Source organism: Pseudomonas sp. TMW22089 (assembly GCF_022496645.1).
GTDB classification, from domain to species: domain Bacteria; phylum Pseudomonadota; class Gammaproteobacteria; order Pseudomonadales; family Pseudomonadaceae; genus Aquipseudomonas; species Aquipseudomonas paraversuta.
In genome coordinates, this window is sequence record NZ_SCFG01000012.1 from 61,493 (window position 1) to 87,803 (window position 26,311).

The window sequence follows — 26,311 nt, forward strand, 5'->3', positions numbered from 1 at the left end:
AAAGTTATGGGCAGTAGTCTCGTGCGCCCCGTTTCATAAGTCGATATCAGGAAGCCTGGGTTTTTACCTCTGCGATGGCTTGGGCGTCCGTTGCCACGGGTTCGTCAGCAGGCAAGTGGCGGGCAATCATCCCGCGATATATGGCTGCGCCGAGGCAGGCACCCACGATCGGGGCAAAGATTGGAATCAGGAAATAAGGAATGTCGCGCCCGCCAGTAAGCGAAATGTCACCCCAGCCAGCCAAGAAAGTCATCAGCTTGGGCCCGAAATCACGCGCAGGGTTCATTGCAAAACCTGTCAGCGGACCCATCGAGCTGCCGATTACCGCAATCAACAAGCCAATCAGCAACGGCGCCAATGGGCCGCGGGGCAAACCGTTCTTGTCATCGGTCAGGGCCATGATCACGCCCATGAGGATTGCGGTAATGACCATTTCGACGAGGAAAGCTTGCAAGGTCGAGAGTGCAGGGTGTGGATAGGTCGAGAACACCGAGGCCAGTTCCAGGCTTGCCTGGCTGCCGCGAACCATTTGATGGGTTTGTTCGTAATCGAAAAATAAATTGCTGTAGAGCGTGTATACCAAAGCCGCTGCGCAAAAGGCTCCCGCGACCTGGGCGATGATGTAGAAGGGAAGTTTGCGCTTGTCGAAATCGGTAAACAGACAGAGTGCGATGCTGACGGCGGGGTTCAGGTGCGCACCGGACACGCCCGCAGTCAGGTAGATCGCCATGCTTACCCCAACCCCCCAGATGATGCTGATTTCCCACAGGCCCAGGCTGGCACCGCCTACCTTGAGGGCTGCAACACAACCTGTGCCGAAGAAGATTAGCAGCGCGGTGCCGAGAAACTCGGCCATGCACTGGCCTGAAAGTGTGGGGTGCCGGGTAGCAGTCGTCATTTTAAACCTCGTTTTTGTTGTTTTTTTACGTTGTCAGTCCGGGTTGCCAATGGGGCTGTATTAAAACCGGAGCGTCTCGATCCGGGTTTTTCAGGCCTGGGTAACAGAATGGCTGAAATGCTCGGGTATATTCATATTCGAAAAAATATAGACAAGAAACACTGCTGTCAAAGGTCGAAAGTGAACGCTCAGCCACATTCTGACTTTTTACCGCAGGTTTGGTACTTATTTTTGTGTAAGCAAAGAACACAAATTGGTAGGTTCGAGTTTAACGTTTCAGCTTGATGGGGCGCTGAAAGGCCTGCTCCAGCGCCTTTTTGCCGTGCAATAGCCTAATATTCGGGCTTGGTTTACTTCGTCCGATTCCTGACTGGAGCTGTCATGACGCCTGCACTGGACCTGCTGAAAAAAGTTCGCGCCGAACACCGGGTACACAGCTACGAACACGACCCCAAGGCCGCGTCCTATGGGTTGGAAGCCGCGGAAAAGCTTGGTCTCACGCCGGCGCAGGTGTTCAAGACACTGTTGGCCAGCAGTGAAAAGGGTGAGCTGCTGGTGGCCGTTGTACCGGTCGTCGGAAGTCTCGATTTAAAAGCGCTGGCCCAGGCGGCTGCGGTCAAGAAAGTCGAAATGGCGGACCCTGCGGCAGCACAGCGTGCGACGGGGTATCTATTGGGCGGCATCAGTCCGCTGGGGCAGAAGAAACGCCTGCGTACCTTTATTGATCAAAGTGCACAGGGTTTTGCGACGATTTTTGTCAGCGCCGGTCGACGCGGACTGGAAGTGGAACTGGCGCCTGCGGTACTGGCAGAGCACACCCAGGCAATCTTTGCGCCTGTGGGGCGTATCTGAGGGGGTTGCAGGAACCTGCTTGCCCCGCGAGCTCTTCGTTATTGCGTTGAAAAGCTCGCTCATGCGGGGTTTTGCAGTTCAAAAATGTGGGATCTGGTCTGGCAGCGAGCGCTTAACCAGTTGTACTGAAACGTCTTACGCCAGACTCGGTGTGTTGAATTTGCGCAGCCGTGCTGCCGCTGGTCTGGAACATCACCAGATGTTCGGCTGCAACGCGAATGCCGACTTCTGCTCCCGGCAAGTGATCGGCATGGCTCGGGAAAATCGACTCCAGCTGGCTGCCGGTAGGCAGTTGCAGGCGGTACAGGGTCGATGCGCCCAAAAAGGTTTTGCCGATAATTCGCGCCTTCAGCTCACTGTCCGGGGCGTAGACGATATCGTCCGGACGCAGTAGCACATCAACTGCACCTCCGGTCGGCCAGGTGTAGGCACGATTGCCTCGTAATACACCCAGCTCGGTTTGTACCGACTCCGGGCTCAGCAACTGCCCGCGAATGAAGTAACCCTGACCTATAAAACTCGCAACAAACGGCGTCAGAGGCTCGTGGTAAAGGTTGTAGGGGGTATCCCACTGTTCAAGGCGGCCTTCCTTGAAGACGCCGACATGGTCGCTGACAGCGAAGGCTTCTTCCTGATCGTGGGTTACCAGAATTGCGCTGGTGCCACGGGCTTTCAGGATGTCGCGCACCTCATGGCTGAGCTTGCGCCGCAGTTCGCCATCGAGGTTGGAGAAGGGCTCGTCAAGCAGTAACAGCTGTGGCTCGGGGGCCAGAGCACGGGCCAGAGCGACCCGTTGCTGCTGGCCGCCGGAAAGCTCGTGGGGGAAGCGTTTGCCAAGGTTCTTGAGGTTGACCAGTTCAAGCAGCTCTTGGGTTACGCGCTCTTTGTCAGGGTGTTTGCGGATACCGAACGCGATGTTGTCGGCCACGCTTAGATGCGGAAAAAGAGCGTAGTCCTGAAACACCATGCCGATGCGACGTTTCTCGGGTGCCAGTGTGAAACCGGCACTGGAGATGACTTCGCCGGCCAGCTGGATTTCACCCTGGTGTACGGGTTCGAAGCCGGCAATAGCGCGCAACGTAGTGGTTTTCCCGCACCCCGAGGAGCCAAGCAGGCAGCCAATGTCCCCTGCATTGAGATGCAGGTTGAGGTTTTGCACCACGCTCTGGCCCTGGTATCCACAGGCCAGGTCGCGCAGGTTGAGCAATAGCGGCTGGCTCATACGGGTTGGTACGCCGGTTGAACGAGAAATTCGAGCAGTGCTTTTTGCGCGTGCAGGCGGTTTTCGGCCTGATCCCACGCGACAGAGCGCTGGTCGTCCAGCAGGTCGAGGCTGATTTCTTCACCCCGGTGCGCAGGCAGGCAGTGCATGAACAGCACATCTTCGGCGGCAAGGTCGAGCAGGGCGCGGTTGACCTGATAGGGTGCAAACAGCTTTAAACGCTTGGCCGTTTCTTCTTCCTGACCCATCGAGGTCCAGACGTCAGTACTCACCAGATGGGCGCCCGCTACAGCCTCACGGGGATCGCGGACGATGGTTACGCGATCCCCGGCCAGGGCCACGAACCCGGGGTTGGGCTCATAGCCTTCAGGGCAGGCCACACGCAGCTGGAAGTCGAACTGGATCGCCGCTTCTATATAGCTGTTGCACATGTTGTTGCCATCGCCGATCCAGGCCACGGTTTTGCCTTTGATCGAGCCGCGATGTTCCAGGTAGGTCTGCATGTCGGCCAGCAGTTGGCAGGGGTGCAGATCGTCCGAGAGGCCGTTGATGACCGGTACCCGGGAATTGGCTGCGAATTCGGTCAAGGTGCTGTGGGCAAAGGTGCGGATCATGACAGCGTCAAGCATGCGTGACATGACAATGGCGCAGTCGCCGATCGGCTCGCCACGACCCAACTGGGTATCGCGTGGGGACAGGAAGATGGCCTGACCGCCAAGTTGAATCATGCCGGCCTCAAAAGACAGTCGGGTACGGGTCGATGACTTTTCGAAAATCATTCCCAGAACGCGGTTCTTCAGGGGTTCGAAGAGTACGCCGCGCTCGCGCAGGTCCTTGAGCTCGATACCGCGACGAATCACGCTGAGTAGTTCTTCGGGCGTGCAATCCATCAGGGAGAGAAAGTGCCTTGCGCTCATCATAAACTACCTTTTTTGCAACGATCGCAGATGCTCAAAGCCGGGTTTTTCGGAAAAACGGGCGAGACCTGCGGCGAAAGCCGCACGGGGCGACGGAAATAGGGGAAGGCGCGATCTTATAAGGAAATGTCGCGTCTTGCCAATAAGGGTCGTGCGTTTAGAGGTTCGAGCGAGACTTGCGCTATATGAGCACCAGGCTTGAACCACCATTGAGTGGTTTGCCTCACCTCAGCGGCCCATTTGTACACTGCCCTCAGGCTGCTTGGCAATTGTGTGCCATGTTGGCGCTGCTTCGCAGGTGGGAATTCGGACTATTGTCTGTCGGGGAGACCGAGCGTCAGGCCCGGCTTTCCGTTACAATGCGCCACCGTGCCGACAACTGAGTCGGAAAGTTCAGCCGAGGTGCTCCATGGATATCATCGAAACTATTAAAGAACAGATTGCTAACAACACCATTCTGCTCTACATGAAAGGCTCCCCGAACGCCCCGCAGTGCGGCTTTTCGGCTAAAGCTGCGCAAGCTGTCATGGCCTGCGGTGAGAAATTCGCTTACGTGGATATCCTTCAGAATCCTGAAATTCGCGCCAACCTGCCGAAATACGCCAACTGGCCAACTTTCCCGCAGCTGTGGGTAGGTGGTGAATTGATCGGCGGTAGCGACATCATGACCGAGATGGCAGCAGACGGTTCTTTGCAGTCGACGATCAAAGCCGCTGTAGAAAAAGCCGCAGCGAGCAAGACTGAAGCGTGAAGACAATCGCCACGGTCACTTTTAGTTAAGTGACCGTGCATAAAAAGCCCCGCTCCTGATTAAACAGGGCGGGGCTTTTTTATTGAGCCGTGGCGTGTTGGTTATTCACCCATTTGCGACTGCAGGTAATTCTCAATCCCTACTTTGTCGATCAGGCCCAGCTGTGTTTCCAGCCAGTCGATATGCTCTTCTTCAGATTCAAGAATATCTTCCAGAAGTTCACGGCTGCCAAAGTCACCTACAACTTCGCAGTGTGCGATCGCGGTCTTGAGATCGGCGTGGCCGGTCCTTTCGATGCGCAGGTCGCACTCCAGCATTTCTTTTGTGTGCTCGCCGATGTGCAGCTTGCCCAGGTCTTGTACGTTTGGCAGGCCTTCAAGGAACAGGATGCGCTTGATCAGTTTGTCCGCGTGTTTCATCTCGTCGATGGACTCGTGGTACTCGTGTGCACCCAACTTCTCCAGGCCCCAATCCTGATACATGCGTGCATGCAGGAAGTATTGGTTGATAGCGACCAGTTCGTTGCCGAGAATTTTGTTGAGGTGCTGGATGACTGAAATGTCGCCTTTCATGGCTAGGGCCTGCCTTAAGTAACCGTATATAAGGCAGAGTTTGATCCGCGTACTTACGACTGTCAAACCTAAGTGTTTGAATAATAAATGAAAATTAATCGGAATAAGAATGTTTGTGTTCCGCGTCTTGGTCCTAAGCGCTTGAATTTTAGACATAAAAAAACCGGACATTAAGTCCGGCTCTTCAAAATTCTCGATTCAGGCGACTGAAAATTCCGCCGGATAACTCATCACAGACTGGCTGGCTTGCAACGAGGACAGGGTTTCACGAACCACTTGCTTGGCCAGACAGGCACATTTGCCACATTGGCTTGCGACACCCGTCGCTTCACGCACTTCACGGTAGCTGCAGCAACCGTCGTAGATTGCGTCGCGGATTTTTCCATCGGTGACGCCAGTGCAAAGGCAAACGTACATAAATAAGAACCATCGCTGGTTGGGATTCAATGCGAAGGATCTTAATGTTAACGAGAATGATTGTCAAAGTACCTTGAGTCTCAATCAGGCCTTGGCGGTCCTGTAGTGACGAACGGTATGAGTCGAGAGTTTTTCGGGGGGTGAAAAAGGGTTAAGGCCGGTTCGGACGAGCGGTGTATGATGGACGGTCATTTTTTCCGCGAGAGCTGGTTTCAAGGCTGTTGTTTCACGATGGCAGCCTGGCCGGGTCCCGTTTTTCACGTTGCACACCAGGAGATATCCAATGAGCGTACTCGTAGGCAAACAAGCCCCTGACTTCACCGTCGCAGCCGTACTCGGCAATGGCGAAATCGTTGACAGCTTCTCGCTGTCCACTGCCATCAAAGGCAAATATGGCCTGGTGTTCTTCTACCCGCTGGACTTCACTTTCGTTTGCCCGTCCGAGCTGATTGCTCTGGATCACCGCATTCCTGAGTTCCAGGCGCGTAACGTTGAAGTGGTAGCCGTGTCCATCGACTCCCATTTCACTCACAACGCATGGCGCAACACGCCAGTGAACAATGGCGGCATCGGCCAGGTGAAATACACCATGGCAGCCGACATCAATCACGCAATCTGCAAGGCTTATGACGTTGAAACCGAAGGCGGCGTTGCTCTGCGTGGCGCATTCCTGATCGATGACAAAGGCGTTGTTCGCTCCCAGATCGTTAACGACCTGCCACTGGGCCGTAACATGGATGAGCTGCTGCGTCTGGTTGACGCTCTGCAATTCCACGAAGAGCACGGCGAAGTTTGCCCTGCCAACTGGAAGAAAGGCGACAAAGGCATGACTGCTTCGACTGCAGGCGTTGCTGCTTACCTGACCGAGAATGCTGACCAGCTGTAAGGGTCTGCTTCAGGCATAAAAAAACCGGACCCTGGGTCCGGTTTTTTTATGGGGTGAAGTAAGCCTTGACCACAGGATCAGTCGTTGAAGTCTTTCCAGCCACCCATTTGTTTCCAGCGGTTAACAATGCCGCAGAACAGCTCGGCGGTCTTTTCAGTGTCATAGCGTGCCGAGTGAGCTTCACGACCGTCAAAGTCGATATCGGCTGTTTGACAGGCTTTGGCCAATACCGTCTGGCCGTATGCCAGGCCTGCCAGGGTGGCGGTGTCGAAGCTGGAGAACGGGTGAAACGGGTTGCGTTTCATGTCCAGACGCGCGACAGCTGCGTTGAGGAAACCCAGGTCAAAGCTGCTGTTGTGACCCACCAGAATGGCGCGTTTGCAGCCGTTGGCTTTCAGGGCTTTACGCACGCCACGGAAGATGTCGGTCAGGGCCGTTTCTTCGCTGACAGCCATGCGCAACGGGTGATCAAGCTTGATACCGGTAAATTCCAGTGCCGCAGCTTCGATGTTCGCGCCTTCGAAGGGTTCAACACGGTGGAAATAGGTGTGTTCGGGATACACAAAGCCTCTTTCATCCATGCCGATGGTGACCGCTGCAATTTCCAGCAAGGCATCAGTGGCGCTGTTGAAACCGCCGGTTTCAACATCGATTACGACCGGCAGATAGCCGCGAAAACGCTCGGCCATCGGGTGGCGTGAGCCGCCGCCATGACCGCCTTCGTGTTCGTCATCATAATGGTCGTCACTCACAGCTGTTCCTCCAGCAGGCGCCAGCGCAGTTTTTCACCGGCGCGCAGCGGAATTACGGTCAGCTCGCCGAATGGCAGACTGGTTGGGGCGGTCCACTCCTGGCGAACCAGGGTGATGTGTTCGGTACTGGGGGCCAGTCCGTAGAAACGGGGGCCGTTCAAGCTGGCAAAGGCTTCCAGTTTGTCCAGCGCGTTACGCTGTTCAAATGCTTCGGCATACATCTCGATGGCTGCGTAGGCGGTGTAGCACCCGGCACATCCGCACGCGGCTTCTTTGGCATGCTGGGCATGGGGCGCCGAGTCTGTGCCCAGGAAGAACTTCTCGCTGCCGCTCGTGGCCGCATCCAGCAGGGCTTCCTGATGGGTGTTGCGCTTGAGGATCGGCAGGCAATAGAAGTGCGGGCGAATGCCGCCAACCAGCATGTGGTTGCGGTTGTAAAGCAGGTGGTGAGCCGTAATGGTTGCGCCTACGTTAGCCGAAGCTTCATTGACGAACTGCACTGCATCTGCGGTGGTGATGTGCTCGAACACGACTTTTAGGGTCGGGAAGCGATCAACAACGCGGCGCATATGCTCGTCGATAAAGATTTTTTCGCGGTCAAACACGTCGACGTTGGCGCGGGTAACTTCGCCGTGTATCAGCAAGGGCATGCCGACTTCGGCCATGACTTCAAGGACCGGGAAGATCGCATCGATGCTGGTCACGCCAGAATCGGAGTTGGTCGTGGCGCCAGCCGGATACAGCTTGGCGGCGTGCACGAAGCCACAGGCCTTGGCCGTGCGGATGTCTTCAGGCTGGGTACGGTCAGTGAGGTAAAGCACCATCAGCGGCTCGAAACGGCTACCAGCCGGGCGAGCAGCCAAAATGCGCTGGCGGTAGGCATCTGCTTCGGCGGCATTACGCACCGGAGGTACCAGGTTTGGCATGATGATGGCGCGGCCAAAAGTGCGCGCCACATCTGCGACAGTGTGGGGCAACACAGCACCATCGCGAAGATGTATATGCCAGTCGTCGGGACGCAGCAGGGTCAGGCGGTCAGACATTGGGAATTCCAGGCGGGTCAAACTGATGCGAATGCTACCGGAAAAGACTCTCTCAGGCACTCGCTATCAAGTTTTGTCGCGGCTAACCGATATACGAAGGGTCTGCGGTAAATCGACGGACTGTTTTTTTGCAGTACAAGGCTGTGGAGGCTGCGGTGCGCCAGTGTTATTTCATTCTGCTCGGCATGTTTGCCAGCCTGCCAGCCATGGCCCTGACTTTTCAGACTCGACTGGAGAATATTGAGTGGAAGGTCGAGGGCGACAAATTTGAATGCCGGCTGATCCAGCCGATTACCGATTTCGGTTCGGGAGCCTTCGTGCGCCGGGCTGGTGAGCAGGCCGTATTTCGCCTCAATGCCTACAACTCAATGCTGGGCGAAGGTTCTGCAACCTTGCTGGCAGCCGCTGCGCCGTGGCAGCCGGGTCGGGGTGACATTGATCTGGGGCCGGTGCGCATCGGGCGCGGCCACGTACTTTTCAACAGTTCGCAGGCTCAGGCAGGGCGCTTGTTTCGTGGCCTGCTGGAAGGCCGTAGCCCCCTGGTGAGGCATTACTCGCCTGCCGGCGGTTTGTCGGAGGTTCGTTTATTGCCGGTCAAGTTTCGCCAGGCCTACGGCGATTATGAGGCCTGTACTACAAAGCTGTTGGCCAAAAACTTCGAGCAGGTGCGCCACAGCCAGATCGGATTTCCAGACGGTGGCATCGAGCTGGACATCAAGGCCCGGACCAATTTGCAAGTCATGCTCGACTACTTAAAGGCAGACCCTACGGTCAATCACCTCATCCTTGACGGTTATTCAGACAATAGTGGCAATCGTTTGACCAATCGTGAGTTGTCGCGGCGCCGGGCCCTGGCGGTGATGAACTACTTCAAGGAAAGCGGCATGCAAGAATCGCAGATGACGTTGCGCTTCCATGGCGAACAATACCCCTTGGTGCCTAATACCAGTGCCAGCAACCGCGCTAAAAACCGTCGTGTCAGCGTGCGCATGGAACGTGTGCCCGAGCCCGGAAAAGCCGCCCCGTCAGCCAGTGTGGCGAGTTTGGGTACGGCGTCCTGAGTAGCGACGACTGGTCGCCTTGTTGAAACTTACTGTCGCTTTGTCGTCTTAACGTGTCGCGCCTCTGTAATTTCTCGCACTTGAGCGGTAGACTGTTCGGCTTTTCGAACAACCCGTGGAGTGATGGCATGGCGGACGTAAACAAGGTCGTTCTGGCTTATTCGGGCGGCCTGGACACTTCGGTGATCCTCAAGTGGCTGCAGGATACTTATAACTGTGAAGTCGTAACCTTCACCGCTGACCTGGGTCAGGGGGAAGAGGTCGAGCCTGCACGCGCCAAGGCGCAAGCCATGGGCGTCAAGGAAATCTATATTGATGACCTGCGCGAAGAGTTTGTTCGAGACTTCGTGTTCCCTATGTTCCGCGCCAACACCGTTTACGAAGGCGAGTACCTGCTGGGTACTTCCATCGCACGTCCGCTGATTGCCAAGCGCCTGATTGAAATCGCCAACGAAACCGGTGCAGATGCCATCTCCCATGGCGCGACAGGCAAGGGTAACGATCAGGTTCGTTTCGAACTGGGTGCCTACGCACTGAAGCCTGGTGTGAAGGTAATTGCGCCATGGCGTGAGTGGGATCTGCTCTCCCGTGAAAAGCTGATGGATTATGCTGAAAAGCATTCCATCCCGATCGAGCGTCACGGCAAGAAAAAATCGCCGTACTCGATGGACGCCAACTTGCTGCACATCTCTTACGAGGGCGGCGTGCTGGAAGACACCTGGACCGAGCACGAAGAAGACATGTGGCGTTGGACCGTCTCCCCGGAGAAAGCGCCTGACACCCCGCAGTACCTGGAACTGACCTACCGCAACGGTGATATCGTCGCGCTGGACGGCGTTGAAATGACCCCGGCTACAGTCCTGGCGACCTTGAACCGTATCGGCGGCGAGCACGGCATTGGCCGTCTCGACATCGTTGAAAACCGTTATGTCGGCATGAAGTCCCGTGGCTGCTACGAAACTCCGGGCGGCACCATTATGCTGCGCGCTCACCGTGCCATTGAGTCTATTACTCTGGACCGTGAAGTTGCACACCTGAAAGACGAGTTGATGCCCAAGTACGCCAGCCTGATCTACACCGGCTACTGGTGGAGCCCTGAGCGCATCATGCTGCAACAAATGATTGATGCTTCCCAGGCTCACGTTAACGGTGTAGTTCGCCTCAAGCTGTACAAAGGCAACGTGATCGTTACCGGTCGCAAATCTGATGAATCGTTGTTTGATGCAAATATTGCAACATTCGAAGAAGACGGCGGCGCTTACAACCAGGCTGATGCTGCTGGATTCATCAAGTTGAACGCCTTGCGCATGCGTATTGCTGCGAATAAAGGCCGTAAACTGTTCTGATATATGCACACATGAAAAAACCCGGCCTTCAGGCCGGGTTTTTTTTGCTCTGCCTGAAGTGTCGTTGTCAACATCAGAGGTATACACATACATGTCTTTGCGGGTAAAAAACTTGCGGCATAGTTTGAATTAATCAGAAACAGATTAATGTTTTCTGATGTTATATTTTGATACGGATCAATTTTAAAAATTCAATGCCAGGGCTATTGGCGGCATGATCATGGGCTTGATTTCGGGTTGGCGCAGCGTGCGCACTTCAAGTCGCCAGGTGAACCTGATGGAACTTACTACAGTTTGTAGTAATGCCTGTCAGTCGCAATTAAGGTTGAATATACAATCTGAGGTCTTTCTTGTGCGGCACACAGTGCCCACAGGTTTTGCGAGAGGGACTAATAATCGTTTGGTGTTGTTTTTTAGGATAAATCTTTATTTCGTGTAGGAATTTTCTTTGAATGTTGGTACCTGGCAAGGAGGTATGCCCAGGCTGTTATGACTAGGTTATTGTATTGGCTCTAAAATTTAGAACGGCGAAAAATGGAATTGTCCCATGAATAAAGTAATGATCGTGGATGATCACCCGGTAGTTCGTCTTGCTGTGCGCGTGCTCATGGAGCGACATGGATACGAAGTCATAGCAGAGACGGACAATGGTGTGGATGCTTTGCAACTTGCTCGCGAGCACACACCCGATATTGTGATTCTGGATATCGGAATCCCCCGGCTTGACGGCCTTGAAGTTATAGCTCGCTTGTCAACAACTGTAATGCCTATAAAGATATTGGTGTTGACCTCGCAAGTGCCCGGTCATTTTTCCATGCGTTGCATGCAGGCGGGGGCCGCGGGTTACGTTTGCAAGCAGCAAGGTTTGACTGAGCTGTTGAGTGCGATCAAGGCAGTGCTTTCAGGGTATAGCTATTTTCCGAGCCAGGCCTTGCACTCCACGCGTTCCAATTTTGGTAGTACCAGTGAAACAGATATGATCAATCGTCTGTCGGGGCGGGAAATGATGGTGCTGCAACAACTGGCAAGGGGTAAGAGCAACAAGGAAATAGCCGACAGCATATTTTTGAGTAACAAGACCGTGAGTACTTACAAAACGCGTCTTCTATTGAAACTCAATGCCCGCTCGCTGGTTGATCTTATTGAATTGGCGCAGCGTAATGGTCTGGAATGAATAGGATGTGAGCCGTTGCTCTTCGACAGCTCCTGAAAACAAAAAGCCTCCGTTAATGGAGGCTTTTGATCTCGCGAGCTAAAAGTCAAAGATCGTAAGGATAATCTTCCAGCTCTTTTTTCAGGCGCTTTTCAGCTAAAAGCGCATCAATCGTCCGGCGTTTGGCCAAATTGGTTTTAGCTACCTCAACCACAGGTTCCACTATCTCTTCCGGATCTGAGACAGGAAAATCTTCTTCCACTTCCAGTTGTTCTTTGCCAGTGCTCATTCAGTTCACTCCAGGCTAAGACATTCAATGGCGCCCCTTATAGCGATAATCGCTGCGCGGGTAAAAAAGATTTTCTCAATCGATCAGCACATAAACGCTCTATCGCTCAATCGTCAGAGGTCTTTTGCTTGAATTCACACAGGTCTTCTATGCGGCAGCTCCCGCAGCGCGGCTTGCGCGCCTGGCAAACGTAACGACCATGCAGGATGAGCCAGTGGTGGGCGTCGAGCAGATAAGGCTTGGGTACGAATTTCATTAATTGCTTTTCAACCTCGACCACATTTTTGCCTGGTGCAATACCGGTTCGGTTGCTGACCCTGAAAATATGGGTATCTACGGCCATGGTCAGCTGTCTGAAGGCGGTGTTAAGCACGACGTTTGCTGTTTTACGACCTACACCGGGAAGCGCTTCAAGCTCCTCGCGGGTTTGTGGAACCTGGCCGGCATGCCGTTCAATCAGTAAACGACAGGTTTCGATAACGTTCTTGGCCTTGCTGTTATACAAGCCGATGGTTTTGATGTACTGCGACAGCCCTTCCACTCCCAGAGCGTAGATGGCTTCTGGGGTATTTGCGACTGGAAACAATTTGGCCATTGCCTTGTTCACGCTTACGTCGGTGGCTTGCGCAGACAAGATAACGGCAATCAATAATTCGAAGGGAGACGTGTAGGCCAGTTCGGTTTTGGGCTCGGGATTGTCTTCGTGAAACCGGCGAAATATTTCAAGGCGCTTTGCGGCGTTCATGGGTAAACACAATTCCTGGAGAGCGGTCAGTTATTTCATGGCTAAAATCCATCAGGCTTTGGGTGACTCCAAAGCGCTGATAGCCAATTCTGCCTGTGTAACCGCGTCATTCAAAAGCGCCAGTTGCGCACTGGGCTGTTCTTGGGTGATGGCTTTTTTAAGTTCTGCCCGGCGCATGGCGAGCTGGATTTTTGCACGTTTAAGTTCCGCGTTGTTTATGGCCGGTGCGCTAATTGAGGCTTCAGGGGCAGGTTCAAATTGCGCCAGTGCCTGTTCGGCTGCCTCAAATTGTTGTTGCAGGAGCACCAGCTGGGATTGCTGTTGTGCAGTAGGAGGATGACCAAAGGCTTTAAGCGATTTGTTTAACTGTGCGCGTGCCATTGCCAGTGTGACCTTGGCTTTTTTCAGCGCCATTTCGTCGGCACTGGAAGACCCGGTTGTCGGCTCTTTGAGTTGCCCGGTGCCGTCGACGGCTGACGAACGCTGGGCGCGTGCCAGGCGTTCTGCCTGTTTGTGTTGCTCCTCGCGGAGCAGGCGTTCGGTACGTCGCTCAAAGCGGCTGCGTGCGTGATCGCGCTTTTGGTGACGAGCCTTGTACTGTTCGGGCTCGTGGGCAAGTCCGGCAACAATCGGGATTACATTGGCCGGCAGAGGGCGCATCTCTATGCAATCGACAGGGCAGGGCGCAACACAGAGGTCGCAACCGGTGCATTCATCAATGATTACAGTGTGCATGAGCTTGGCTGCGCCGAGGATCGCGTCGACAGGGCAGGCCTGGATGCACTTGGTACAGCCGATACACTCAGCTTCGCGAATGTAGGCTACCTGTGCCGGCGCGGTACCACGCCCGGTGTCCAGGGCCACCACGGGAATGGCAAGCAAATCAGCCAGTGCGGCGATGGTCTCGGTCCCGCCGGGCGGGCATTTATTGATGGGCTCGCCCTGGGCAATACCTTGCGCATAGGGTTTGCAGCCGGGGTGGCCGCATTTTCCGCACTGGGTTTGCGGCAATAAGGCATCAATACGTTGAATCAGGCTCATGGTGTGATCAGTCCAGCGACGGCGGGCCGCACCCGGGCGACACTCATCATGCGCAGTGAATAAGAGGGTGTGAGGCGGTTAAACCAGCGGCGCTGATTATCCGGCAAGACAAGAAGGGCGGCTAGGGATCAACATCCGCTAACGGCTAGTTGGCCGTTAGCGGATGGGGAGGACATGTTACTTGATGCGCTGGCCTGGCTTGGCGCCGCTGTCCGGGCTAAGCAGGTAAATTTCTTCACCGCCGGGGCCGGCAGCCATCACCATGCCTTCAGACATCCCGAAGCGCATTTTTCGCGGTTTCAGGTTGGCAATCATCATGGTCAGGCGACCTTCAAGTTCAGCCGGGTTCGGATAAGCGCTTTTGATCCCCGAGAACACATTGCGTTGTTCGTCGCCGATATCCAGGGTCAGGCGCAGCAGTTTGTCTGCGCCTTCAACCGCTTCGGCCTTGAGGATCAGGGCTACCCGCAGATCCACCGCGGCAAAAGCATCGAAGTCGATCTCGGCTGCAAGCGGTTCTTTTACCAGTTCGCCGTTGCCTTGAGGAGCGGCTGTGCCGGTATCTGTCTGGCTGGCAACCAGGTCTTCTTTAGATGCATCACTCATGGCTTGTACTTTTACCGGATCGATGCGCGTCATCAGCGGTTTGAACGCATTGAGCTGATGGTTGGCCAGCAGGGTGCTGTGATCTGCCCAGGTCAGAGGTGCAACGTTCAGAAAGGCTTCGGCGTCAGCGGCAAGCACTGGCAGAACCGGCTTGAGGAAGATCACCAGTTGACGGAACAGGTTGATGCCCAATGCGCAGACCGCTTGAACTTCGTCCTGCTTGCCCTCCTGTTTGGCCATTGCCCATGGCGCTTTCTCGGCAATCCAGGCGTTGGCCCGATCGGCCAGGCCCATGATTTCACGCATGGCACGAGCGAAGTCGCGGGCTTCATAAGCCTCGGCAATGCTCGGTGCCGCAGTCAGGAACGCATCGGTGAGTTCGGGAGCCGCATTGCCTTCGACCATTACCCCGGCGTTACCCTTGTGAATGAAGCCTGCGCAACGGCTGGCAATGTTCACAACTTTACCCACCAGATCCGAGTTGACCTTCTGTACGAAGTCTTCCAGGTTCAGGTCAAGGTCATCGACGCCACGGCCCAGTTTGGATGCGTAGTAGTAGCGCAGGTATTCCGGCGAAAGGTGATCAAGGTAAGTACGGGCCTTGATGAAGGTGCCGCGGGATTTGGACATTTTCTGACCGTTGACGGTCAGGTAGCCATGGACGTTGATCGCTGTCGGCTTGCGATAGCCAGCGCCTTCGAGCATGGCAGGCCAGAACAGGGCGTGGAAATTCACGATGTCCTTGCCGATGAAATGATAAAGCTCGGTGGTGGAGTCCTTGGCCCAGTACGCATCGAAGTCCAGTTCCGGACGGCGAGCACACAGGTTCTTGAAGCTGGCCATGTAGCCGATTGGCGCATCCAGCCAGACATAGAAGTACTTGCCCGGCTCGTCCGGAATCTCGAACCCGAAGTAGGGCGCATCACGGGAAATGTCCCACTGCTGCAGTCCTGCATCCAGCCATTCGGCGATTTTGTTTGCGACTGCATCTTGCAGTGCGCCGCTTCGGGTCCAGCTTTTGAGCATGGCGTCGAAGTCTGGCAGCTTGAAGAAGAAGTGCTGGGAGTCCTTGAGTACCGGGGTTGCCCCCGAGATCGCTGACTTTGGATTTTTCAGGTCGGTTGGTGCATAGGTCGCACCACATTTTTCGCAGTTGTCGCCGTACTGATCATCCGTGCCGCATTTAGGGCAAGTGCCCTTGATGAAGCGGTCGGCCAGGAACATTTTCTTTTCCGGGTCGAAATACTGGGTGATCGAGCGGGTGGCGATATGCCCAGCTTCGCGCAACTTGATGTAAATCGCACTCGACAGCTCACGGTTCTCTTCGGAATGGGTCGAATGGAAGTTATCGAAATCGACGAGGAACTCGGAAAAGTCGGCGCTGTGTTCAGCCTGGACGTTGGCGATCAGTTGTTCTGGCGTGATGCCTTCTTTCTCGGCGCGCAACATGATTGCCGAGCCGTGGGCGTCGTCTGCGCAGACGTAAGTGCATTGATTGCCGCGATGCTTCTGGAAGCGCACCCACATATCGGTCTGGATGTACTCAAGCATATGGCCAAGGTGAATTGAACCATTGGCATAGGGCAGGGCGCTGGTGACGAGGATCTTGCGTGGCTCGGACATGGGGCTCGGCTACTTGATGAGACGGTGGTCGGCCACTATAAAGCGCCGGGCAATTTATTTCACCCCGTCGACGTGTATCTGATCGTTTACGGTGTTTTTGTAGGTACGATAGCGGGCTGTTTTACTCAGTCTTTTTCGGGAGTTGCCCATGAGCGCAGTCAATCGCGCAGCGGTGGAGGCCGTCCTTCGCCAATACACCGACCCTTATTTGAATCAGGATCCGGTCAGTGCCGGGTGCGTACGTAACATTGAAGTCCAGGGTGAGCACGTCAGCGTTCGGCTGGAGCTGGGTTATGCCGCCGGTCTGTTCAAGAGTGGCTGGGGGCAAATGTTGCAAATGGCTATCAGCAACATGGACGGGGTGTCCTCGGCCAAGGTTGAGGTCAGCTGCGTGATTGCTGCGCATAAGGCTCAGGCTCAGATCCCGGGCCTGGCCAATGTGAAAAACATTGTGGCCGTGGCTTCCGGGAAAGGTGGTGTAGGCAAGTCGACTACTGCTGCCAACCTGGCGCTGGCGCTGGCGCGTGAAGGCGCGCGGGTGGGGATTCTGGATGCGGATATCTATGGTCCGAGCCAGGGGGTGATGTTTGGTATTGCTGAAGGCACCCGTCCGAAAATTCGTGATCAGAAGTGGTTTGTGCCGATTGAGGCCCATGGTGTCGAAGTGATGTCGATGGCGTTTCTGACCGACGACAACACGCCAATGGTATGGCGCGGTCCGATGGTGTCGGGCGCATTGCTGCAATTGGTTACGCAAACGGCATGGAATGATCTGGATTATCTGGTCATCGATATGCCGCCCGGCACGGGTGATATTCAGCTGACCCTGGCGCAAAAAGTCCCGGTGACCGGTTCGGTGATAGTGACGACCCCGCAGGATCTGGCGTTGCTGGATGCGCGTAAAGGTGTCGAGATGTTCCGCAAGGTGAATATCCCGGTACTGGGTGTTGTGGAAAACATGGCGGTGCACATTTGCTCGAACTGCGGTCATGCCGAGCATCTGTTCGGCGAAGGCGGTGGCGAGAAGCTGGCCACTCAGTACGGCGTTGAAGTGCTTGCGTCACTGCCGCTGTCGATGGCGATTCGTGAGCAGGCCGATAATGGCAAGCCAACTGCGATTGCAGATCCGGACAGCCCTGTTGCGTTGATCTATCAGGAACTGGCCCGGCATGTCGGGGCGCGCATAGTTATGTCTGAGGCTGCCTCGCAGGCCATGCCTACAATCACCAGCAGCGACGACTGACGGTTGGCAGCAGGGGATGCAGTTTGGCGCAAGCGCTGAGTAACTGTGGGAGCTGGCTCGCCAGCGATTACATCTACATGGTCTGAAGTCGAACCGCATCCCCTGCATCGCTGGCAAGCCAGGGGATTACAAAGGGTTGCCGGGTGCATTTATTGCGGGCATAAAAAAACCCCGCTTTTAAGGGCGGGGTTTTTTACTGGATCAGTACAAGTTAGATAACTTGAACTTCCTCAGCTTGCATGCCTTTCTGACCGCGGGTAGCGATGAAAGAAACCTGTTGGCCTTCTTTCAGGCTTTTGAAGCCGTCGGATTGGATTGCTTTGAAGTGAACAAACAGGTCGTCACCGGATTGTGGAGTGATGAAGCCGAAGCCTTTTTCATCGTTGAACCACTTAACGGTACCAGTTTGGCGATTAGACATGGTGTAACTCCTTGAACAAAGAAAACTGCGACGCAGGAAAAGCCCTGGCCGAGACTGAGTGCAAAGAGCAGGAAAAATTCTTGGAGATGGTTGGATCGAAATTCAACATATCGTGTAGAGATTCTCAGTGACACAAGCAGCACAGTGGCGCCACCTTAACCCTTTTTGCCGAACGTGCAAAGGGTCTTTGCAAAGGTTTCTCTAAAAACGTGACTGGCGGTTGTCCGTGCAGCCTGTATTCAGGGGTTGTGCAGCTATTTTCGATATTTTTGTCCCAGACTTTTGAACCGGGCCTTGGGGGGCGGTAAGATGCCCGACAGAATTTTTCTACCTCGCTATTCAGGACTCCCGCCATGAGCATCAAACCAGACAAGTGGATTCGCCGCATGGCGCAAGAACACGGCATGATCGAACCTTTCGTCGAGCGTCAGGTGCGTGGCGAAGGCGAAAACCGCCTGATTTCCTACGGTGTGTCGAGCTACGGCTACGACGTTCGTTGCGCAAACGAATTCAAGGTGTTCACCAACATCAATTCGGCCACCGTTGATCCAAAGAACTTCGATGAAGGCAGCTTTGTCGATGTCACCAGCGATGTGTGCATCATTCCGCCGAACTCCTTTGCCCTTGCCCGTACGGTTGAATACTTCCGTATCCCGCGCAACGTGCTGACCATCTGCCTGGGTAAAAGCACCTACGCCCGTTGCGGGATCATCGTTAACGTGACGCCGCTTGAGCCGGAGTGGGAAGGCCACGTCACGCTGGAGTTCTCCAACACCACCACGCTGCCCGCCAAAATCTACGCCAACGAAGGCGTGGCGCAGATGCTGTTCTTCGAGTCGGATGAAGAGTGTGAAGTGTCGTACAAGGACCGTGGCGGCAAATATCAGGGTCAGCGCGGCGTAACCTTGCCCCGCACCTGACGAGCTGAGGGAATTCCTGGGCGAATTGATACTCTATTGAGTGTATTTCCGGTCACGCACCCAGCGGGCCGGTTTATCGCTCAGGAGTTGCCCTATGAAGATCGATCCGAGTATCCGCGCCCAGCTGGCCAGTCTTGAGCCTAACCAGGTGGGCTTGCTGGCCTGGTCGCTGCTGGCTCAACCCCAGGTGCAGGCAGGTGGCATTCCCGGTCAGCCAGACCCTGATACCCCGCTACCGACCGAGCCGGGCGTACCTACCATTCCGGATGAGCCTCCACCCGCGCCAGTAGCCTGATCGCGGGCAGGTTACCTTGCGCCCCCGCTAGCCCTTTGCCGTGCAATGGCCAGGCGCAGAGCCTGGCTGGCAGGGCATGAATGCCAATCAAGGGATGGCCTATTTCAGATTTCCGCTGAGGAACTGACGCAAGCGCTCGCTTTTGGGATTATCCAGCACCTCCTGTGGTGTGCCCTGTTCTTCCACCAGGCCTTGATGCAAGAACATCACCTGGCTCGCCACTTTGCGTGCGAAGTTCATCTCGTGGGTCACCATGATCATGGTGCGGCCTTCCTCGGCCAGGCCCTGAATCACCCGCAAGACTTCCCCAACCAGCTCAGGATCCAGCGCCGAAGTGGGTTCGTCGAACAGCATGACTTCCGGTTCCATCGCCAGTGCCCGGGCAATAGCCACGCGCTGTTGCTGGCCGCCGGACAGAAATGCAGGGTATTGATCGGCAACACGGGCAGGCAGGCCGACCTTGTCCAGATAGCGGTGAGCCCGCTCTTCAGCGTCTTTTTTGATGACCCCCAGCACCCGGCGCGGCGCGAGGGTGATGTTTTCCAGCACCGTCATGTGGCTCCACAGGTTGAAGTGCTGAAACACCATGGCCAGGCGGGTGCGCAAGCGTTGCAACTGGTCATCATCGGCCACTCGCATACCTTGTTTGTCGCTGACCATACGAATCAACTGACCATCAAGGGTCATGGTTCCGTCGTTGGGGGTTTCAAGAAAGTTGATACAGCGCAAAAAGGTGCTTTTGCCGGAGCCGCTGGCCCCGATCAGGCAGATGACATCCCCGGTTTTAGCCTTGAGTGACACGCCCTTGAGCACTTCGTTGGTGCCATATTTTTTATGCAGGCCTTCGACGGTAAGTTTGAACATGCTGACCTCAAGGGGAAAGAAGATAGCCGCTGCGATAGGCTTGCTGCCCGGCAACATGGGCGATGACCATCCCGGCGGTGGCCATGCGCCGCAATGAGCGGGCATAGAGCAGGCCTGCAGTGGTGCAATAAACCGGGGTCAGCCGGTCGCTGACAGGGTCAATGACCTCGGCAATCAATTGGCCCGCCTGCAGGTAATCTCCGGGGCTGGCACAAAACACCAGAATTCCCCCGGCCGGCGTCATGACGGGTTCGACACCTGCCAGCGGGGTCGCGGGGTAGAGCAGCGGGGGAAGCACTCCGGTGGTTCCCTCGATGGCGCCAAACCCGATCAGATAATCGAGCAGCGCCTGGCAGTCCTGCTCGGCCAGGGCATGGCTGACATCGCCTTGGCCGCGCAATTCGACGGTGACGGAAACACTGCCCTGTGGCATGGCGAAGTCATGTCCAAAGCGTTGTTGTAACTGCCACCACAGCAGCGTGAAACACTCATCGAATGACAAGCCGCCGGAATCGGTCGCCAGCAGGCTGGCCTGGGCGCCGAGATAGCGTGCCAGCGGCTCGACCTGTGGCCAGGCCTCGGGCGTGGTGTACAGGTGCGCCACGGCCTCGAAATCACAGTCCAGGTCCAGCACCAGATCGGCGTCGCAGGCCAGTGTCTGGAGGGTCAGCCGTTGCGACTGCAGTTGCGTTGTCGCGGTTTGTGCCCCCAGCGCTTCACGCAGGTGACGACGGATCAGTTGCCGGTTGTACAAGGGGTCCTGGTTTAACAAACCCTCAAGTTCATCACCGATCTGTGTACTTAGATCCAGAAAGTTGCGATTGAAATTTTGCCCGCTTTCCAGTTCATACCGGCCCAGCGGGATGTCCATCAAGACTTGCTCCAGTCCCGCCGGATTGGCCACTGGCACCAGCACGATTTCGCTGCGCAACCGGCCAGCACTTTCCAGGGCTGCCAGATGTTGCTTCAGGTGCCAGGCCACCAGCATGCCGGGCAACTCGTCGGCATGCAGCGAGGCCTGAATGTAGACCTTGCCCTGTGGCTTCGAGGGGCCGTAGTGGAAGCTGTGAATATGCCGTTCGGTGCCCGGGACGGGGGCCAGCAAGGGATGGGTTTGATGTCGCTGCATGGAAAAATCCTAGTGTGCAGGGCCGAGAAAGGCTAACCAGCGGCGCTCCGCCAGGCGGAATAAACCGACCAACAAAAAGGTAACGCACAAGTAGATGATGGCCGCGATCCCGAAGGACTGGAACGTCAGAAAGGTCGCCGAGTTTGCGTCCCGCGCAACTTTCAGTACATCGGGGATAGTTGCGGTAAAGGCCACGGTGGTCGAGTGCAACATCAGAATCACCTCATTGCTGTAATACGGCAATGAGCGGCGCAAGGCCGAAGGCAGAATGATGTAGGCATAGAGTTTCCAGCCGTCAAGACCATAGGCTTTGGCCGCTTCCACTTCGCCATGGGCCATGCTGCGAATGGAACCGGCAAAGATTTCCGTGGTGTAGGCACAGGTATTGAGGGCAAACGCCAGAATCGTGCAGTTCATGGCGTCCCGAAAGAATGCATTGAGTTCGGGCTGAGCACGGACTGCCTCGATGCTGTAGATCCCGGTGTAACAAATAAGCAACTGGATATACAGCGGGGTGCCACGAAACAGCCAGGTGTAGAGCTGCACCGGCCAGCGCACCCAGCGTCTGGATGAAACCCGTGCCACGGACAGCGGAATAGACAGTACAAAGCCAATCACCAGGGATGCGCTCAGTAGCCACAATGTCATCGCCAGGCCGGTGATGTGGTAGCCGTCGCTGTAGAGGAACGGTCGCCAGTACTCTTGTAGTAACTCAATCATCGCACTGCCTCTCGGGCGCCCGCGCCGTAGTGGCGTTCAAGGCGGCGTAAAACAAAGTTCGAGGCGCTGGTGATCGCCAGATAAATAAGTGCGGCGATGACCAGAAACAGAAACAACTGGTAGGTACTTTTGCCCGCATCCTGAGCCGCCTTGACCAGGTCGGCCAGCCCGATGATCGACACCAGCGCAGTGGCCTTGAGCATCACCATCCAGTTGTTGCCAATGCCCGGAAGGGCGAAGCGCATCATCTGCGGGAAAACCACAAATCGGAACCGCTGGCCGCGTTTGAGGCCATAGGCGGTAGCTGCTTCGATCTGGCCGCGGGGGACGGAGAGGATCGCGCCGCGAAAGGTTTCTGTGAAATAAGCGCCGTAGATAAAACCCAGGGTTATGACACCAGCACTGAACGGATTGATTTCGATGTATTCCCAGTCCATCGCATCCGTAAAGTTGGTGAGCCAGGTTTGCAGGCTGTAAAAAATCAGCAGCATCAGTACCAGGTCAGGTACCCCGCGAATCAGGGTGGTGTAGAGCTGGGCAGGCACACGCAGCAGCCTGTGGCTGGAGAGTTTGGCGCTGGCGCCGAGCAGTCCGAGCAGTACGCTCACTGCCAGTGACAGCACTGCCAATTTGAGAGTCATCCACGTGCCTTGCAGCAGCAGCGGACCGAAACCCTGCAGGCTGAAATTCGCAAGCCCAAGGTTCTGTAAAAGGTTTTCAAACATCTGAATTGAACCTATGGCAGTCAAAAAAGCGCCCACCCAAGTGTGGGCGCCAGGGCGTTATTTGCCGCTGTACAGATTCAAATCGCCAAAGTGTTTTTTCTGGATCGTGGCGTAGCTGCCATCGTCGTGTAACGCTTTGATACCTTTGTTCAAAAGGTCTTGTAGATCTTTGTTACCTTTTTTCAGGCCGATCGCAGTTTTGGCCGGTAGCAACTCGCTGTCCACGGGCTTGCTGACTTCGTAATCAGCGCCTTGCGGGATTTTCAAAAAGCCCAGTTCGGCTTGCAGCATGTCCTGGATCGATGCATCCAGACGGCCTGAAGTCAGGTCGGCATACACTTGATCCTGGTTGGCATAGGCCTGAGTGGTAACCCCGGCCTTGTCCAGCACTGCCTTGGCATAGGCCTCCTGGATGGTGCCTTGCTCATAACCGACCTTTTTGCCCTTCAGCGATTCAGGTGTGGCGTCCAGCCCCGCGCCCTTTTTGAACACCAGCGCGGTTGGGCCGGAGAACAGTTCGTTAGAGAAATCGATGACCTTTTCCCGGGCCGGGGTCACGGTCATGGACGAGATCACACCATCGAATTTGTTGGCTTTAAGCCCGGGAATGGTGCCGTCGAAATCGGTTTCGACCCATTTGCATTTCACTTTCAGCTCGGCGCAGATGGCATTCCCCAGATCGATATCGAAGCCCACCAGGCTGCCATCGGCGGCCTTGGATTCAAACGGTGCATAAGACGGATCGACCCCGAAACGCAGCTCTTTATAGTCTTTGGCCAATGCGGTGCCTGCTGCCATGGATAAAGTCAGTGCAGAGAGGACCAGAAATGCTTTTTTCATTATTCAATCCCTAAAACCAATGGGCGCTTGTGGCGCGTGATGACTGCTACTGGAGTGCTACGTCAGGTCAGAAGTAGCAAGTTCCGAACCACAGTGGGACAGGGGGTGGATTAAAGGGTGAGGCAGGCCAGTCAAGCGACGGCCAGTGCCCGAAAAAAGCGCGTGATAAAACGTGCGCACACAAACAGTGCGCGGCCAGTTTTATCTGTGGGAGTTGGCAGGTTTGCTCCCACAGACCGGATTGTGCGGTGGCACTCAGTCTGTGGGAGCCGGCAATGGCATTAACCGCTTACAGCGTTTTATTTGCCGGGAACCAGGGTCAAGCGGGTCTTGCCGTACACCTTGTCGAAGTTCTGCGGTTGCATCGGGAAGCTGATGTACTGGCCCTTGAGCCAGGGATCGATGCCATCGGTGTAATGTGGACTGGCGGGGTTGCTGGACTGTCCGGTGCTGTTTTGGCCCATCATCGGTTCAATCTGACCGAAGTCGACGATCATGCGCATGGCCGGGATCAGCGTGGTCTCGAAGCTGCTACCGCCAACGTTGTAAGCCGCGATATTCAGGGTGCTCTGGTCGCCGCCAGCCGCAACGGGGCCACGCACAGTCTGGCCATCGGCATTGCGCCACAGGTAGTAATGCAATTTTCCCCACTGCCAGGCCTTGTGATCAGCGCCCATCAAGCTGTCGCCGGCGTTGATGGCGGCTGCCAGGCTGCGGGCCAGAATGGTTGGTTTATCTTCTTTTTGCGGGGTGCGAATGTCGTCCCAGAACGGGCTGTCCTCGCGCCCAAGCAAGTGATCGGCCTGTGCCGAGTACGACAGCCCGCCGTTGGCGATAAAGGCCTTCCAGCTGGCACTGGTTTCTGGCCCGAGCTCATCCAGGAAGATCTGCCTGGTGCTTTCTTGCAAGAACAGTTCGTACAGCGCGGCATCCGCCGAGGCCGGCCCGAGTTTGCCGTCAAACGCCATTAACCGGCCAAGGGCCTCGCGGGCCTTGCCCTGATCAGCCGCAGGCAAGGCGGCGATCGCCTGCTTCAGCGGCTGCGCCATGCCGGGAGCAGTAAACATGGTTTTTAATTTGGCAGCGAACAGGGTGGTCTGGTCGTACTGCATCGCGATCATGCTGCGAGCGTCCTGTTTGCCACTGCCGGCCAACTGCGCAAGGCGCTCGCTGCGCTCCGGGGATAACCACGAGTTGGACAGCTGCATGCCGTAGCCATAGGCAGCGGTGCGCTGGTTGGCCGTCCCCAGCCAGCCTTGTGCCGGGTCCTGGTCGTAGGGATGCAGCATCGGATCGGCGTAGCCGTCCCAGTCGTAGCGGCCGTCCCAGCCCGGCGAGGGGAACAGGCCAAGGCCTTCGCGGCGGTTGGGGTATAGCCCGGTCACTTGCCAGCCAATGTGGTTCGCATCTGCGTACAACAAATTCAGCGCCACAGCGCGGATCTCGCGGCTGGCATCAGAGGCTTTCTCACTGTCCTGGGCGCGGGACAGGTCGAAAAAGGCATCAAGGGTTTTGTCGCCCTTCAAGTCGGGGGTTTGTAACGCCAGGCCCAGGCTGGCGTTTAAATCGGCCGCAGTGCTCCAGGAACTGTTGAGCAACGGTCCGTGGCGCGTTTCGTAAATGGTTTGACGAATCGGGCGCTGACCTTTGACGAAAAAGGTCTCGTTACGCACGGTTGCGGGCAGCCATTTGCCGTCAGCCAGGTAATACAGGCTGTTGCCCTGACGCTTGAGTTTTTCCAGGAATACATCCTGGTTATCACCCATGGCCATGCTCATGCCCCAGGCTACCTTGCCGTTGAACCCGGAAAACAGGGTTGGCAAGCCGGCGATGGAAGCACCTGCGGCCTGATATTTAGGTGCGCGTATTTGCACATAGCTCCAGGCCGAAGGCACACCGATGGGCTGGTGGATGTCGTTGGCCAGCAGGCTTTTGCCGCTGCGGCTGCGCTGCGGGCCAATCGCCCAGTCGCTCGACGCCGTGACTCCGGGCAGACTCAAGCGAGTGACTTGTTCAAGGGCCTGGGTCACAGCGCTTAATCCAGGCAACTGGCTGCCCGGGATCAATCCTTTGAGTTTGTCTGCTTCGCCTGTGGCCAGGGCTTCATTGGGGTAGGTCGGCGTCAGCCAGGGCAGCTTGGCGGTACCGGCTTTTTGCGCCAGGACCAACGAATTGAGCTCTTCCTGCAAATTGACCGACATGGAGAAGTTCAGCAGGCTGAAAATCAGCGCTGAATCTTCAGGCTTCCAGTACTCGATTTTATAGCCGGCTTGCGCCAGATCGGCCGGGAGCTTGTCGCGATAACGGAACAGGTAGGCGTTGACCCCGCGGGCGTACACCTCAAAGAATTTCTTTAGCCGTGGCGAAGCGCTTTTATAGAGCTCGCCAGCGTTCTTTTTCAGGTTAACGCTGCGCATCAACCGGTCGCTGTCCAGTGCATCGGCGCCGTTCAACTCAGCCAGCCGGCCCTGGGCCAGCAAGCGTAAACGGACCATCTGGCTGATGCGGTCGCTGGCGTGCACGTAACCAAGGGTGAACAGGGCGTCATGAAAGCTGCTGCTTTCGATCAGCGGCATGCCCTGACTGTTACGGCGTACAGACACATTCTGCGCCAGGCCTTTAAGCGGCTGTACACCGGAGGTCGGGACCAGGCTTTCTGAGGAGTGGTTGTTTATCTGGCAACCAGTCAGGCCCAGCAGGCCGACCACTGCCGCGGCAACGCCGAACCGGGGTAAGAAATGTGTAAGGGCTGGCGAGGCCATGGCAAAGCTCCTGCGGGGGGAATGTCATCGAAAGGCGCTACGTTAGTGAGGCCGATGACGCCGCGCAAGCGCTATCTCAAAGGGTTCCAGAGGGGCTGTGTTCAGTGCGCCCGGCCAGTTTTACCTGCGGATGAAAGTTTTGCCGGGACAGGGCAACTTTGCAGGGCCACAAACAAACACGCCGCACGTGCCCAAGGCAGGTGCGGCGTGTACAAGCA

At 56.0% G+C, this 26,311-nt stretch carries 26 protein-coding genes and 1 pseudogene; 9 read left to right on the forward strand and 18 right to left on the reverse strand.

All coding sequences use genetic code 11. From position 1 onward, the window contains the following. Positions 1-46: 46 nt before the first annotated feature. Complete coding sequence (locus EQV90_RS13475; RefSeq protein WP_003443188.1) at positions 47-898, reverse strand: MIP/aquaporin family protein; 852 nt, start codon at positions 896-898, stop codon at positions 47-49. 381 nt (positions 899-1,279) lie between these two features. Here EQV90_RS13475 and ybaK point away from each other — a divergent pair, with 381 nt between their 5' ends. After that, positions 1,280-1,750 (forward strand): Cys-tRNA(Pro) deacylase, encoded by a 471-nt coding sequence (gene ybaK / locus EQV90_RS13480; RefSeq protein ID WP_010655659.1) that lies wholly within the window; start codon positions 1,280-1,282, stop codon positions 1,748-1,750. A 112-nt stretch (positions 1,751-1,862) separates the two neighbouring features. Here ybaK and EQV90_RS13485 read toward each other — a convergent pair whose 3' ends face one another. Both EQV90_RS13485 and argF read right to left on the reverse strand, forming a co-directional pair. Beyond that, the gene (locus EQV90_RS13485) at positions 1,863-2,972 is read right to left on the reverse strand and encodes an ABC transporter ATP-binding protein (RefSeq protein WP_003443186.1); all 1,110 of its coding nucleotides are present in this window, start codon (positions 2,970-2,972) and stop codon (positions 1,863-1,865) included. Then, positions 2,969-3,889: an ornithine carbamoyltransferase gene (argF, locus tag EQV90_RS13490; RefSeq protein WP_003443185.1), complete on the reverse strand. Its 921-nt coding sequence runs from the start codon at positions 3,887-3,889 to the stop codon at positions 2,969-2,971. Before argF ends, EQV90_RS13485 begins: the two co-directional genes overlap by 4 nt. Positions 3,890-4,298: 409 nt before the next feature. Here argF and grxD point away from each other — a divergent pair, with 409 nt between their 5' ends. Further along, the gene (grxD, locus tag EQV90_RS13495) at positions 4,299-4,640 is read left to right on the forward strand and encodes a Grx4 family monothiol glutaredoxin (RefSeq protein WP_003443184.1); all 342 of its coding nucleotides are present in this window, start codon (positions 4,299-4,301) and stop codon (positions 4,638-4,640) included. A gap of 101 nt (positions 4,641-4,741) precedes the next feature. On the opposite strand, the gene bfr is transcribed toward grxD, so the two are convergent. Then, a complete protein-coding gene (gene bfr / locus EQV90_RS13500; protein ID WP_003443183.1) occupies positions 4,742-5,212 on the reverse strand; it encodes a bacterioferritin in 471 nt (156 codons plus the stop codon). 198 nt (positions 5,213-5,410) lie between these two features. Further along, a complete protein-coding gene (locus EQV90_RS13505; protein WP_003443182.1) occupies positions 5,411-5,629 on the reverse strand; it encodes a bacterioferritin-associated ferredoxin in 219 nt (72 codons plus the stop codon). Between the two features lie 283 nt (positions 5,630-5,912). Between EQV90_RS13505 and EQV90_RS13510 the strand changes: the two genes are divergently transcribed. Then, positions 5,913-6,515 carry a peroxiredoxin gene (locus EQV90_RS13510; RefSeq protein WP_003443181.1) on the forward strand — a complete coding sequence of 201 codons (603 nt, stop codon included), beginning with the start codon at positions 5,913-5,915 and terminating at the stop codon, positions 6,513-6,515. A gap of 77 nt (positions 6,516-6,592) precedes the next feature. Here EQV90_RS13510 and rnt read toward each other — a convergent pair whose 3' ends face one another. Continuing rightward, the gene (rnt, locus tag EQV90_RS13515; protein ID WP_003443180.1) at positions 6,593-7,267 is read right to left on the reverse strand and encodes a ribonuclease T; all 675 of its coding nucleotides are present in this window, start codon (positions 7,265-7,267) and stop codon (positions 6,593-6,595) included. Beyond that, positions 7,264-8,310, reverse strand: coding sequence for a dihydroorotase (gene pyrC, locus EQV90_RS13520; RefSeq protein WP_127196123.1), 1,047 nt, complete (start codon positions 8,308-8,310; stop codon positions 7,264-7,266). The genes rnt and pyrC overlap by 4 nt, the downstream gene beginning before the upstream one ends. Positions 8,311-8,465: 155 nt before the next feature. Here pyrC and EQV90_RS13525 point away from each other — a divergent pair, with 155 nt between their 5' ends. From EQV90_RS13525 to EQV90_RS13535, 3 genes are all read left to right on the forward strand, one after another. After that, positions 8,466-9,371: an OmpA family protein gene (locus EQV90_RS13525; RefSeq protein WP_346769539.1), complete on the forward strand. Its 906-nt coding sequence runs from the start codon at positions 8,466-8,468 to the stop codon at positions 9,369-9,371. A 128-nt stretch (positions 9,372-9,499) separates the two neighbouring features. Beyond that, positions 9,500-10,717, forward strand: coding sequence for an argininosuccinate synthase (locus EQV90_RS13530; RefSeq protein WP_003443176.1), 1,218 nt, complete (start codon positions 9,500-9,502; stop codon positions 10,715-10,717). Positions 10,718-11,264: 547 nt separating this feature from the next. Further along, positions 11,265-11,891 (forward strand): response regulator transcription factor, encoded by a 627-nt coding sequence (locus tag EQV90_RS13535; protein WP_003443174.1) that lies wholly within the window; start codon positions 11,265-11,267, stop codon positions 11,889-11,891. An 85-nt stretch (positions 11,892-11,976) separates the two neighbouring features. On the opposite strand, the gene EQV90_RS13540 is transcribed toward EQV90_RS13535, so the two are convergent. The 4 genes and pseudogenes from EQV90_RS13540 to metG form a co-directional block, all read right to left on the reverse strand. Then, the gene (locus EQV90_RS13540; protein WP_003443171.1) at positions 11,977-12,159 is read right to left on the reverse strand and encodes a hypothetical protein; all 183 of its coding nucleotides are present in this window, start codon (positions 12,157-12,159) and stop codon (positions 11,977-11,979) included. 106 nt (positions 12,160-12,265) lie between these two features. Then, positions 12,266-12,904: an endonuclease III gene (nth, locus tag EQV90_RS13545; RefSeq protein WP_003443169.1), complete on the reverse strand. Its 639-nt coding sequence runs from the start codon at positions 12,902-12,904 to the stop codon at positions 12,266-12,268. 51 nt (positions 12,905-12,955) lie between these two features. Continuing rightward, a pseudogene (gene rsxB, locus EQV90_RS13550) lies at positions 12,956-13,966 on the reverse strand (electron transport complex subunit RsxB); the annotation flags it as partial. 156 nt (positions 13,967-14,122) lie between these two features. Then, positions 14,123-16,174: a methionine--tRNA ligase gene (gene metG / locus EQV90_RS13555; protein ID WP_003443166.1), complete on the reverse strand. Its 2,052-nt coding sequence runs from the start codon at positions 16,172-16,174 to the stop codon at positions 14,123-14,125. A gap of 148 nt (positions 16,175-16,322) precedes the next feature. Between metG and apbC the strand changes: the two genes are divergently transcribed. Next, the gene (gene apbC / locus EQV90_RS13560; RefSeq protein ID WP_010655665.1) at positions 16,323-17,417 is read left to right on the forward strand and encodes an iron-sulfur cluster carrier protein ApbC; all 1,095 of its coding nucleotides are present in this window, start codon (positions 16,323-16,325) and stop codon (positions 17,415-17,417) included. 211 nt (positions 17,418-17,628) lie between these two features. Here apbC and EQV90_RS13565 read toward each other — a convergent pair whose 3' ends face one another. Further along, positions 17,629-17,838: a cold-shock protein gene (locus EQV90_RS13565; protein ID WP_002554837.1), complete on the reverse strand. Its 210-nt coding sequence runs from the start codon at positions 17,836-17,838 to the stop codon at positions 17,629-17,631. 353 nt (positions 17,839-18,191) lie between these two features. Here EQV90_RS13565 and dcd point away from each other — a divergent pair, with 353 nt between their 5' ends. After that, positions 18,192-18,758, forward strand: coding sequence for a dCTP deaminase (gene dcd, locus EQV90_RS13570; protein WP_003443164.1), 567 nt, complete (start codon positions 18,192-18,194; stop codon positions 18,756-18,758). Between the two features lie 94 nt (positions 18,759-18,852). Further along, positions 18,853-19,053, forward strand: coding sequence for a hypothetical protein (locus EQV90_RS13575; RefSeq protein WP_003443163.1), 201 nt, complete (start codon positions 18,853-18,855; stop codon positions 19,051-19,053). Between the two features lie 99 nt (positions 19,054-19,152). Here EQV90_RS13575 and EQV90_RS13580 read toward each other — a convergent pair whose 3' ends face one another. The 6 genes from EQV90_RS13580 to EQV90_RS13605 form a co-directional block, all read right to left on the reverse strand. Continuing rightward, positions 19,153-19,917 carry an ATP-binding cassette domain-containing protein gene (locus tag EQV90_RS13580; RefSeq protein ID WP_240878220.1) on the reverse strand — a complete coding sequence of 255 codons (765 nt, stop codon included), beginning with the start codon at positions 19,915-19,917 and terminating at the stop codon, positions 19,153-19,155. 7 nt (positions 19,918-19,924) lie between these two features. Then, positions 19,925-21,046 (reverse strand): succinylglutamate desuccinylase/aspartoacylase family protein, encoded by a 1,122-nt coding sequence (locus EQV90_RS13585; protein WP_240878221.1) that lies wholly within the window; start codon positions 21,044-21,046, stop codon positions 19,925-19,927. Between the two features lie 9 nt (positions 21,047-21,055). Further along, positions 21,056-21,766, reverse strand: a complete 711-nt coding sequence (locus EQV90_RS13590; protein WP_240878222.1) for an ABC transporter permease — start codon at positions 21,764-21,766, stop codon at positions 21,056-21,058. Then, positions 21,763-22,491 (reverse strand): ABC transporter permease, encoded by a 729-nt coding sequence (locus EQV90_RS13595; protein WP_003443159.1) that lies wholly within the window; start codon positions 22,489-22,491, stop codon positions 21,763-21,765. Before EQV90_RS13595 ends, EQV90_RS13590 begins: the two co-directional genes overlap by 4 nt. 57 nt (positions 22,492-22,548) lie before the next feature. After that, entirely contained in the window at positions 22,549-23,331 is a 783-nt protein-coding gene (locus tag EQV90_RS13600) for a transporter substrate-binding domain-containing protein (protein WP_240878223.1), read from the reverse strand. Positions 23,332-23,630: 299 nt separating this feature from the next. Next, the gene (locus tag EQV90_RS13605) at positions 23,631-26,093 is read right to left on the reverse strand and encodes a penicillin acylase family protein (RefSeq protein ID WP_240878224.1); all 2,463 of its coding nucleotides are present in this window, start codon (positions 26,091-26,093) and stop codon (positions 23,631-23,633) included. Positions 26,094-26,311: the final 218 nt, after the last annotated feature.

Excerpts from the sequence above, each read along its gene's own strand:
- EQV90_RS13475 (WP_003443188.1), bottom strand. The coding sequence starts at position 898 with ATGACGACTGCTACCCGGCACCCCACACTTTCAGGCCAGTGCATGGCC.
- ybaK (WP_010655659.1), top strand. The coding sequence starts at position 1,280 with ATGACGCCTGCACTGGACCTGCTGAAAAAAGTTCGCGCCGAACACCGG.
- EQV90_RS13485 (WP_003443186.1), bottom strand. The coding sequence starts at position 2,972 with ATGAGCCAGCCGCTATTGCTCAACCTGCGCGACCTGGCCTGTGGATAC.
- argF (WP_003443185.1), bottom strand. The coding sequence starts at position 3,889 with ATGAGCGCAAGGCACTTTCTCTCCCTGATGGATTGCACGCCCGAAGAA.
- grxD (WP_003443184.1), top strand. The coding sequence starts at position 4,299 with ATGGATATCATCGAAACTATTAAAGAACAGATTGCTAACAACACCATT.
- bfr (WP_003443183.1), bottom strand. The coding sequence starts at position 5,212 with ATGAAAGGCGACATTTCAGTCATCCAGCACCTCAACAAAATTCTCGGC.
- EQV90_RS13505 (WP_003443182.1), bottom strand. The coding sequence starts at position 5,629 with ATGTACGTTTGCCTTTGCACTGGCGTCACCGATGGAAAAATCCGCGAC.
- EQV90_RS13510 (WP_003443181.1), top strand. The coding sequence starts at position 5,913 with ATGAGCGTACTCGTAGGCAAACAAGCCCCTGACTTCACCGTCGCAGCC.
- pyrC (WP_127196123.1), bottom strand. The coding sequence starts at position 8,310 with ATGTCTGACCGCCTGACCCTGCTGCGTCCCGACGACTGGCATATACAT.
- EQV90_RS13530 (WP_003443176.1), top strand. The coding sequence starts at position 9,500 with ATGGCGGACGTAAACAAGGTCGTTCTGGCTTATTCGGGCGGCCTGGAC.
- EQV90_RS13535 (WP_003443174.1), top strand. The coding sequence starts at position 11,265 with ATGAATAAAGTAATGATCGTGGATGATCACCCGGTAGTTCGTCTTGCT.
- EQV90_RS13540 (WP_003443171.1), bottom strand. The coding sequence starts at position 12,159 with ATGAGCACTGGCAAAGAACAACTGGAAGTGGAAGAAGATTTTCCTGTC.
- nth (WP_003443169.1), bottom strand. The coding sequence starts at position 12,904 with ATGAACGCCGCAAAGCGCCTTGAAATATTTCGCCGGTTTCACGAAGAC.
- metG (WP_003443166.1), bottom strand. The coding sequence starts at position 16,174 with ATGTCCGAGCCACGCAAGATCCTCGTCACCAGCGCCCTGCCCTATGCC.
- apbC (WP_010655665.1), top strand. The coding sequence starts at position 16,323 with ATGAGCGCAGTCAATCGCGCAGCGGTGGAGGCCGTCCTTCGCCAATAC.
- EQV90_RS13565 (WP_002554837.1), bottom strand. The coding sequence starts at position 17,838 with ATGTCTAATCGCCAAACTGGTACCGTTAAGTGGTTCAACGATGAAAAA.
- dcd (WP_003443164.1), top strand. The coding sequence starts at position 18,192 with ATGAGCATCAAACCAGACAAGTGGATTCGCCGCATGGCGCAAGAACAC.
- EQV90_RS13575 (WP_003443163.1), top strand. The coding sequence starts at position 18,853 with ATGAAGATCGATCCGAGTATCCGCGCCCAGCTGGCCAGTCTTGAGCCT.
- EQV90_RS13580 (WP_240878220.1), bottom strand. The coding sequence starts at position 19,917 with ATGTTCAAACTTACCGTCGAAGGCCTGCATAAAAAATATGGCACCAAC.
- EQV90_RS13585 (WP_240878221.1), bottom strand. The coding sequence starts at position 21,046 with ATGCAGCGACATCAAACCCATCCCTTGCTGGCCCCCGTCCCGGGCACC.
- EQV90_RS13590 (WP_240878222.1), bottom strand. The coding sequence starts at position 21,766 with ATGATTGAGTTACTACAAGAGTACTGGCGACCGTTCCTCTACAGCGAC.
- EQV90_RS13595 (WP_003443159.1), bottom strand. The coding sequence starts at position 22,491 with ATGTTTGAAAACCTTTTACAGAACCTTGGGCTTGCGAATTTCAGCCTG.
- EQV90_RS13600 (WP_240878223.1), bottom strand. The coding sequence starts at position 23,331 with ATGAAAAAAGCATTTCTGGTCCTCTCTGCACTGACTTTATCCATGGCA.
- EQV90_RS13605 (WP_240878224.1), bottom strand. The coding sequence starts at position 26,093 with ATGGCCTCGCCAGCCCTTACACATTTCTTACCCCGGTTCGGCGTTGCC.